The 9103-nt window shown below is 58.0% G+C and carries 6 protein-coding genes; 3 read left to right on the top strand and 3 right to left on the bottom strand.

The window, feature by feature from the left end:
- Positions 1–64: 64 nt before the first annotated feature.
- The 3 genes from KBY72_RS07975 (at position 65) to KBY72_RS07980 (ending at position 4640) form a co-directional block, all read left to right on the top strand.
- The gene (locus tag KBY72_RS07975; protein ID WP_254961131.1) at positions 65–4081 is read left to right on the top strand and encodes a magnesium chelatase subunit H; all 4017 of its coding nucleotides are present in this window, start codon (positions 65–67) and stop codon (positions 4079–4081) included.
- A 16-nt stretch (positions 4082–4097) separates the two neighbouring features.
- Positions 4098–4277 (top strand): DUF2442 domain-containing protein, encoded by a 180-nt coding sequence (locus KBY72_RS14525; RefSeq protein WP_409995484.1) that lies wholly within the window; start codon positions 4098–4100, stop codon positions 4275–4277.
- Positions 4278–4493: 216 nt separating this feature from the next.
- Complete coding sequence (locus tag KBY72_RS07980; protein WP_254961130.1) at positions 4494–4640, top strand: hypothetical protein; 147 nt, start codon at positions 4494–4496, stop codon at positions 4638–4640.
- On the opposite strand, the gene KBY72_RS07985 is transcribed toward KBY72_RS07980, so the two are convergent.
- The 3 genes from KBY72_RS07985 to KBY72_RS07995 are packed head-to-tail and all read right to left on the bottom strand — an operon-like array spanning position 4627 to position 9095.
- Positions 4627–5316 (bottom strand): response regulator transcription factor, encoded by a 690-nt coding sequence (locus KBY72_RS07985; RefSeq protein ID WP_254961129.1) that lies wholly within the window; start codon positions 5314–5316, stop codon positions 4627–4629. The two genes, KBY72_RS07980 and KBY72_RS07985, sit on opposite strands and share 14 nt — an antisense overlap.
- Positions 5317–5333: 17 nt before the next feature.
- Positions 5334–5723 carry a hypothetical protein gene (locus tag KBY72_RS07990; protein WP_254961128.1) on the bottom strand — a complete coding sequence of 130 codons (390 nt, stop codon included), beginning with the start codon at positions 5721–5723 and terminating at the stop codon, positions 5334–5336.
- Positions 5724–5726: 3 nt separating this feature from the next.
- A complete protein-coding gene (locus KBY72_RS07995; protein WP_254993352.1) occupies positions 5727–9095 on the bottom strand; it encodes a beta strand repeat-containing protein in 3369 nt (1122 codons plus the stop codon).
- Positions 9096–9103 lie beyond the last annotated feature (8 nt).

The raw sequence follows: 9103 nt of genomic DNA on the forward strand, positions 1-9103 counted from the left end.
GGGCAAGACCTCGCATCAAGGCGGATACATCCGTAGATTCCCCAATAACCCCTTATTGGCGCTGATGTTCACGCAGGTTCGCTCCACCAACCGCCGCGTTACGCCCGGCGACGTGAACGGCCGTGCCGTGATGAAGGCCGTTTATGTGGTGCTCGAACCCCAGTACCAAAACGCCCTTACCCAGGCCGCCAACTCGCTCAATGCCCAGAACGGCCCCCTGGCGATCGAGCTGAGCGGCTACCTGATCGAGGAATTGCGCGACCCCCAGAACTACGCCGATTTTCAGGCTGACGTGGCCGCGGCGGATGTGTTTATCGCTTCGCTGATCTTCATTGAAGATCTGGCTCAGAAGGTGGTGGAAGCAGTGGCTCCGCACCGCGATCGGCTCAAGGCAGCAGTGGTGTTTCCCTCCATGCCGGAGGTGATGCGACTGAACAAGCTCGGCACCTTCTCGATGGCCCAGCTGGGTCAAAGCAAGAGCGCCATTGCCAGCTTCATGAAAAAGCGCAAGGAAGCGGGCGGCGCTGGCTTCCAAGACGCGATGTTGAAGCTGCTCAATACCTTGCCGACTGTTCTGAAATACCTGCCGGTGGAGAAGGCGCAAGATGCGCGCTCTTTCATGCTGAGCTTCCAGTATTGGCTGGGCGGCACGCCAGACAATCTCCGGAATTTTCTGTTGATGCTGGCCGACAAGTACGTCTTCCCCCGCGGAGGCTCTGGCGAGGCGGCCGACCGGCCCGCGGTGGTTGTGGCTGAGCCGGAGGTATTCCCAGACCTAGGCATCTGGCACCCGCTGGCACCGGGGATGTTTGAAGATCTCAAGGAATATCTAAATTGGAATTCCAGCCGCGGCGATCTCAGCGAGCAGGCCCGCAATGGTCCGGTGATCGGCCTGGTGCTCCAGCGCAGCCACATCGTCACCGGCGATGAAGCTCACTACGTGGCGATCATTCAGGAGCTGGAATATCGCGGCGCCACCGTGATTCCGGTCTTCTGCGGCGGGCTCGATTTCACCAAGCCGGTGAATGCCTTCTTCTACGACCCGCTCAACCCCGACTTCCCATTGGTGGATGGGGTGGTGTCACTGACTGGCTTTGCCCTGGTGGGTGGTCCGGCCAGGCAGGACCACCCCAAGGCAATTGAGGTGCTTAAAAAGCTGAATCGTCCCTACATGGTGGCGTTGCCTTTGGTGTTTCAAACCACCCAGGAGTGGGAGGAGAGCGATCTAGGTCTGCACCCAGTGCAGGTAGCCCTGCAGATCGCCATCCCCGAGCTCGATGGCGCCATTGAGCCAATCGTGCTCAGCGGCCGTGACGACGCCACCGGCAAAGCCCACACCCTGCAAGACCGGGTCGAGGCAATCGCCGAGCGCGCAATCCGCTGGGCCTCCCTGCGGATCAAGCCCCGGGCTGAAAAGAAGCTGGCGATAACCGTTTTCAGCTTCCCCCCTGATAAGGGCAACGTGGGCACGGCGGCCTATCTAGATGTATTTGGCTCGATCTTCCGGGTGCTGGAGGAGATGCAGCTCAAGGGCTACGACGTACAGAACATGCCGCGCACGCCCAAGGCGCTGATGGAGGCGGTAATTAACGACCCAGAAGCCCTCCAGGGTGCACCGGAGCTGGCGATCGCCCACCGCATGAGCGTGGAGGAATACGAGCGCCTCACCCCCTATTCCGAGCGGCTTGAAGAAAATTGGGGCAAGCCCCCCGGCAACCTGAACAGCGACGGCACCAACCTGCTGATCTACGGCCGCCACTTCGGCAACGTGTTTGTGGGTGTGCAGCCCACCTTTGGCTACGAGGGCGACCCGATGCGGCTGCTCTATTCCCGCAGCGCCAGCCCCCACCACGGCTTTGCCGCTTACTACACCTATCTGGAGAAGGTGTGGCAGGCAGATGCGGTGCTGCACTTCGGCACCCACGGCTCGCTGGAATTCATGCCCGGCAAGCAGATGGGCATGAGCGAAACCTGCTACCCCGATTCCCTGATCGGTGCCCTGCCAAATCTTTACTACTACGCCGCCAACAACCCAAGCGAAGCCACCATCGCCAAGCGGCGCGGCTATGCCTCCACGATCAGCTACCTCACACCACCGGCTGAAAATGCCGGCCTCTATCGGGGACTCAAGGAACTCGGCGAGCTGGTGGGCAGCTACCAGCAGCTGCGCGAAGGCAGCCGGGGTGTGCAGATAGTCAACGCGATCGTGGAAACGGCGCGCCAGTGCAACCTTGACAAAGACGTGGTGCTTCCCGAAGCCGATGCCTCGGAGATCGGCCTCGACGGCCGCGATGGCGTGGTGGGTGCGGTGTACCGCCAGCTGATGGAGATCGAAAGCCGGCTGCTGCCCTGCGGCCTGCACACGATCGGTAAGCCACCAACTGCCGAGGAAGCAATCGCCACCCTGGTGAACATTGCCGCGCTCGAGCGCGAGGAAGATGGCCTGCGCTCCCTGCCGGCCCTGCTGGCCGAGAGCCGGGGCCGCACGATTACCGACATCTACAAAGGCAACGACGACGGTGTGCTCGTCGATGTGGAGCTCAACCGCACGATCACCGAGGTGTGTCGCGCGGCGGTGGGCTCGATGGTGAAGGCGGTGACCGGCGCCGATGGCCGGGTAACTATGCGCCAGAACTTCGCTTGGTTGTTTGCCCTGCTGGAGAAATTCGGCTTCCAACTGCCCAGCCCCTGGCTGAGTGCCTGCCGCGCGGCTGGCTTCCCAGGGGTGGATCAAGCCGAGCTCGACAAGTTGTTTGGCTACCTGCGCTTCTGCCTTGAGCAGATCTGCGCCGATATGGAAATGCAGAGCCTGCTCAAGGCCCTCGATGGCGAATACGTGCTGCCGGGCCCCGGCGGCGACCCGATCCGCAACCCGGGCGTGCTGCCCAGCGGCAAGAACATCCACGCCCTAGACCCCCAGTCGATCCCTACTCGGGCAGCCATTGCTGCCGCCAAGGTGGTGGTGGACCGGTTAATCGAGCGCCAAAAGGCCGAGCAGGGCGCCTGGCCCGAAACGATCGCCTGCGTGCTCTGGGGCACCGACAACATCAAGACCTACGGCGAGTCGCTGGCGCAGATCCTCTGGTTTATCGGCGTGCGGCCGGTAGCAGATTCCCTGGGCCGGGTCAACAAGCTGGAGCTGATTTCCCTTGAGGAACTCGGCAGGCCCCGCATCGACGTCGTGGTGAATTGCAGCGGCGTATTCCGCGACCTGTTTATCAACCAGATGGGCTTGATAGATCAGGGCGTGAAGATGGCAGCTGAGGCCGATGAGCCCCTTGATATGAACTACGTGAGGCGCCACGCCCAGGAGCAGGCGGCGGCCCAGGGTGTGTCCCTGCGTGATGCGGCGACGCGGGTGTTTTCCAATGCCAGCGGCAGCTACAGCTCAAACGTAAACCTGGCGGTGGAAAACAGCACTTGGGAGGAGGAGAATGAGCTGCAAGAGATGTATCTTTCTCGCAAGACATTCGCCTTCAACGCCGACAACCCAGGTGAGATGAACCAGAACCGCGAAGTATTCGAATCAGCCATGAAAACCGCTGATGTGACATTCCAGAATCTGGATTCAGCCGAGATTTCTCTCACCGATGTGAGCCACTACTTTGACTCCGACCCCACCAAGCTGATCGCTGGCCTGCGTGATGACGGCAAGGCACCGGCAAGTTATATCGCCGATACCACCACGGCCAACGCCCAGGTGCGCTCCTTGAGTGAAACCATTCGCCTCGATTCGCGCACCAAGCTGCTCAACCCCAAGTGGTATGAGGGCATGTTGAATAGCGGCTACGAGGGCGTGAGGGAGGTGGCCAAACGGCTCAACTTCACCCTGGGCTGGAGCGCCACCAGTGGCTCAGTAGACAACTTTGTGTATGAGGAGGCAAACGAAACCTTCATTAATGATCCTGAGATGCGCAAGCGTCTAATGGAGCTCAATCCCCACAGCTTCCGCCGCATCGTGGGCACCCTGCTGGAAGTAAATGGCCGCGGCTACTGGGAAACCAGCGACGAAAACATCGCCCAGCTGCAGGAGATCTATCAGGAGATCGAAGACCGGATTGAGGGGGTTACGGAGGGGTGATACCTCACATAGATCCATGGCTAATTCCAGCGAACGCGTTGTAGGGGTCACTGATTCTGATAACGCTCTAACTGTCGACCTCGCAGATAGGGGCACCATCAGTAGCCCACTGGCTTGGTATCCCAAGCTTCTCCACGCCACACCAGAACAATGTGCCCATTGGGTGCACACGGGAGCCGGCCACGGGATCCATTGAACGGAGATCGATGAAGACCTCAGCAGCGAAAGCCTGCTTCGCGGAGCTCCTGCATCAAGAATGCATGCGGGTCGGATCTAATCACCCATCCACCAGCTCCTGCTCCAGCTGGCTGCGCAGGGCCCCAATCTGCTCCTGGATGACGGTGCAATCAGCCGTAAGTGGAAGGGCCCTTCTTCATAGCTGGCTTACACCGCAAAGGGCTAAAAGCTAGCCGTGGCCAACCTGCCGCCGTTGCATCGTGATCCCTTTGGTCGCCTGCTAGTGGCTCAGGCCAGTGCCGACGGCTTACTGCTGATCACCTCAAATCGGCAACTCGGGACTAACCCAGGGCCGGTGCAGATGATGCTCACTGCAACATGAAGCCCACACCACGAACGGTGTGAATCAAGGGTTCAAGTTCGGGCCGCTCTAGTTTCTTACGCAGGTAGCGGATGTAGACATCGAGCAGGTTCTCGTCGCCAACCCAGGAGTCCCCCCAGACGGCCAAAAGGATGTCCTGACGGGAGAGCACCTGCTCGCGGTGCTGGAGCAGATGGAGCAGCAGGTCGTATTCCTTGACGGTGAGCTTAATCGGGGTAGCTGCCCGCGATACCTGGCGGCTATCGGTATTGACCGTGAGGTCGCGGTAGTGCAGCTCGGTGCCATCAACATGGTTGAGCCCCATGCGGCTGCGGCGTATTAAGGAACGCAGCCGAGCTATCAGCTCCTCAATTGCAAAGGGGCGCGATAAGACATCATCAGCGCCGGCCTCAAGGGCAGCTACGCGGGAGCTGTAGTGATCAAGAGATAGGAGCAACAGCAGGGGAATGGCATTAGCTGCGGCGCGCAGTTGGCGGGTAAAAACAAGCGCAGCGCTATCAGGCAGAGCATCGCTGATCAAAAGCATCTGCGGCGCAGCAGTTAGAAGCTGCTGCTGGGCGGCATCAGTGCTGGCTACGGCGCTGATGGCAAAGCCATGGACATGGAGGTGCTTGGTGAGCAGATCAGAGGAGCGGGTATCCGGATCAACCAGCAGCAGACGGGCAGTGGGGGGCACAGACAACCGTTGGGAGGTCAGCCTAAGGCGGCCGACCCATCATCACTAAAAGACTCCGAACTGAACAGGGTCTCGAAGTGATGGTCCATAGCGGCCATCACCTCAGCGGGGTCGGCATTACCAGCCGCATCAAAACTGACGTCGAAATCGGCAAGGTCTTCGTGCTGTTCAGCAAGGTCGTGGGCGATGTTGTTGAGCACATCCTGCTGAATGAGCTGGTAGGCATCAGCTGAGAGCTGCTGCTCTTCGAGGTAGGTACTAACTACCTGATCGAGCTCATAAACAAGCTCAGCAGGGCGAGCCTCTTGAGCCGCAAGATCTGGCGAGGATCGCACGGCTTCGAAGAAGGTTTCGATCAAGCCGGCGATTACATCACCGGCTACAAATGAGGCATCCGTATCAGCCATGGCTCAAACGGCGTAGGAGAAGTCGTCGACCACGTCGGTGGCCGTAGCAATGCCATCGCTGGCATCGTCGGGCAGGAGCGCATCAACCTCGTCGAGCGCAGCCAGGGCATCGGCGGTGGGCTCAATCCCTGCTGGATCAGCAGCCAGATCTGCCGCAGCCGGCAGCTCGGTGAGTGCCAGCTCCTGCTGATACACAGCCATCGCCTCATCTGTAACGGCGTTCTCACCCACATACTGCGCCACTAGATCAGCCACGCTAGCGACCTCAGCCTCAACCACCTGCTCATCGGGAATGGCGACATCCTGGATGAAGGTATCGGCAGCTGGAACTGAAGTATCAGCAACCGGGGCATCAACAGGAGCCGCGGCAAAGGCCACGTCTGCGGCCGTTCCCGTACCGCCACCATGGGCAGCATCCCAGGTGAATGTGGAGGTGCCGAGGATCGACACATCACCTTCAGCAACGACGGATGGGCTGCTGGTGTGGTCGTAGGTGAGATTGATGCTTTCGATGCCGGCCTCCTTGAGGTAGATGAACTCGCCGGGCTGGTTCACTCCATCGCTATTGCTGTCGATCCAAACTCCGAACTTAGACCAACCAGCATCGAGTTGGCTGAGCACGTTGTCGTAGTTGCTATCGAAGTAGGCTTGAAGGGCCTGCAGATCGGATGCCATGTGGGGCGCCCAGGTGGTGAAGACGATCTCCTTGGCTTCATTGATCAGCCCATCCTGGTTGTAGTCGTAGGCCAGCAGACCATCGTTAGAGCCAACCCAGGCGGTGGCAACAAGACCAGCACCGTAATCAAACTTGGCACCTTCATTCAGTTGAAGCCAATCAATACCATCTCCGTTCAGGTCGAGGGCAACTGGCGTGATGCTGGCGGGGATCTCCACAACCAACTTGGCCGTATCGTTGTCCCCATCCGGATGGGTGAGCTTGTAGGTGAATTCGTCCGTCCGGAGGGTGTTGGAGAGAACGCTATTCGGTGTATAGGTATACGTGCCGTCGTCTTTGATCAACAGGCTGCCATGGGAGCCATTGACGGTGTCGCCCGCTGATGTGGCCGCCACGTAGCTCGATCCATTGAAGATCGATAGCGAGGCGCCTTCCGAGCCGCGGCTGTCTACGGCATTGGCTGGATCACTGCTACCAATGAGAGTGTTGGGGTTGGTGATCACATTGCCAGTCGTTGCGATTACCTGCACACTTGGTACAGTGAACTTGATGTTGAGGTTATCGATGAAGAGCTGGGAATCAGATGATTCGCCCCCGTCTTGATTGCTGAACACGATTCGATAATCCCCTGTGCTCAATGCGCCGGTGGTGATGGTACTGGGAGGGCCAGGATCGCTATTCAGATTTCCGGTGAAGCCTACACCGCTTTGAGCCGTCCAGCTTGATCCAACAAACTTATACAGTGTCCAAGAGACGTTATCGCCAGAATTCACATTGCCGCGATCATAGTCAAAACTCAAGGTAGAGTTGGCTGTACTGATTGTGAAGACCGGAGCGATCAGTCTGGCAACTCCCGATCCGTCGTCGTCATTATCTTCGAGCCGGAGACTTCCCGATGCGATGCTGGCATCAACCGTGGTCAAACTGATTGAACTAGCAATCCATTTATTCAAGTTGCTCGTATTAGCAATCGCTGTGGCAAGGGAATTGTCGGCGTCGTCGACTATTGAGACCGCCGAGGAGAAGTCGGAAAGCGTAGTCGTAACGATGGAGGTGGATGGCAGTGCTCGAGCCGAACCGTTGAAGTTGTCGTAGGCCACAACTTCACTGGTATCAGTGATGTTGACGGTTAAGGTCGCCGTAGAGACATCACCATCTCCATCCTTCACCGCGTACGTAATGGGTGTAGCAAAGCGAGTATTGGCTACGTCTACATTGGCTGCCGCTGTGAAGCTGTAGGTGCCATTGGCGAAGATCACGACTGTGCCAACCGCCTGGGAGGAGGCGTCGGTCACGTTGAACGTGGCCGAAGTGGTTGAAGGAGAGAATGTGACCGTGGAGGCGCCATAGGTGACGGACACCAGGGTGAGGGGACCGTCGGCTCCAGGAATGTCGTCGGCAAGGAGATCACCAGAAATAGGTGTCGTGGCAACGAGCAGTGCATCGGTAATAGCAGATGCATTTGAATTGGCAATGATCACGTTTGGATCATTGGCTCCAGCATTCGTGCCGGTATAGGTGCCGGCAGTTTCCACGGTGGTGGTTGACCCAACCGTTGACGTCCAAGCAATCGGCTCAAGAAAGTTCTTGTCGGTATCACTAAGCTCACCGAAGCCGATGGCAAAGGATTCATCAAATCCGTTGTCCTTGAGAAAATTGATCCAATGGCTCTCCTCTCCTATTCCACCAAAGCCGGGGTTATTGGTGTCACTTTCAATGATGCCGACAGTATCAGTTCCGTCAGTTTGATTGGGCTCGCCATCGGAAAGGAAGATCGACACAAGTCGATCACCACCGGGAGGGGGGTTGGTGAAGTTGGCTTTGACGACCCTCAAGGCTGAGTCGTAATCAGTACTCCCATCGGCAACAAAACCATTGATTACATTTAGCGCTCCCCCTGAACCGGATCCGAGGTTGGTGTACCACCCACCATTGCTACCAGAGTTGCTGAAATCAGCATCGCTATTGAAGTCAACAATGAACACCGAATTCACGGTTCCGCTGGAAAGCAAGTTGGCAACAGCTGCTTTGGCATCGGCTAAGCGCGCACCAAGCATGCTACCTGAGGTATCGAAGATCAAGACCACGTCAGTCTTGCCGGTGTTCTCTACAAGGGTTGCTGTATTATTGATGGCAGTGTCAACATCATCAACAATATTCACGCTCAACGTGCTGGGGGTGTTATCTCCATCACGGTCCGTGAGCAATACGGCGAGATCTTCAAAGAGTGAATTCGTACCCAATCCAGAAGCGTGCGCTTCGTTGTCGTTGAGCGTATAGGTATAAGTGACCGTTCCCGTCAACGCATCGTAGGCCGTGATCGACAGGGTGTTCCCCAGTGGCGTGCTGCCGTTGACGGCTGCAAAAACACCGTTGGTGATCACATTGAGACCACCGACAGTCAGGCTCTGCACGCCATCGGGTGCCGATATCGTGAACGTACCGCCCTGGGTGGTGGATTCCTTACTCGCATCGGACCCCGCCGATTCACCGCTGCCGCGAGAAGAAAGCAGGTCGTCCTCATTGACGCTGACATCACCACCGTCGGCTTTCGGCGTCAGATCGGTGATCGTGACACTGTCATCCGTTCCGGTGATCGTGATTGTCAGCGTGGTAGTGCTGGTATCACCGTCTTTATCGGTCAGCGTATAGCTGTAGGTTTCCGTCAGCTTGTCGCCAGGTGCCAGCTGCTGCACCAACGGAT

The sequence above is a fragment of the Cyanobium sp. BA5m-21 genome (assembly GCF_024346235.1).
GTDB lineage: Bacteria > Cyanobacteriota > Cyanobacteriia > PCC-6307 > Cyanobiaceae > Cyanobium_A > Cyanobium_A usitatum.

What these genes read in the sequence shown, in the direction of transcription:
- KBY72_RS07990 (WP_254961128.1), bottom strand. Translation starts at nt 5,723, where the DNA reads ATGGCTGATACGGATGCCTCATTTGTAGCCGGTGATGTAATCGCCGGC.
- KBY72_RS07975 (WP_254961131.1), top strand. Translation starts at nt 65, where the DNA reads ATGTTCACGCAGGTTCGCTCCACCAACCGCCGCGTTACGCCCGGCGAC.
- KBY72_RS14525 (WP_409995484.1), top strand. Translation starts at nt 4,098, where the DNA reads ATGGCTAATTCCAGCGAACGCGTTGTAGGGGTCACTGATTCTGATAAC.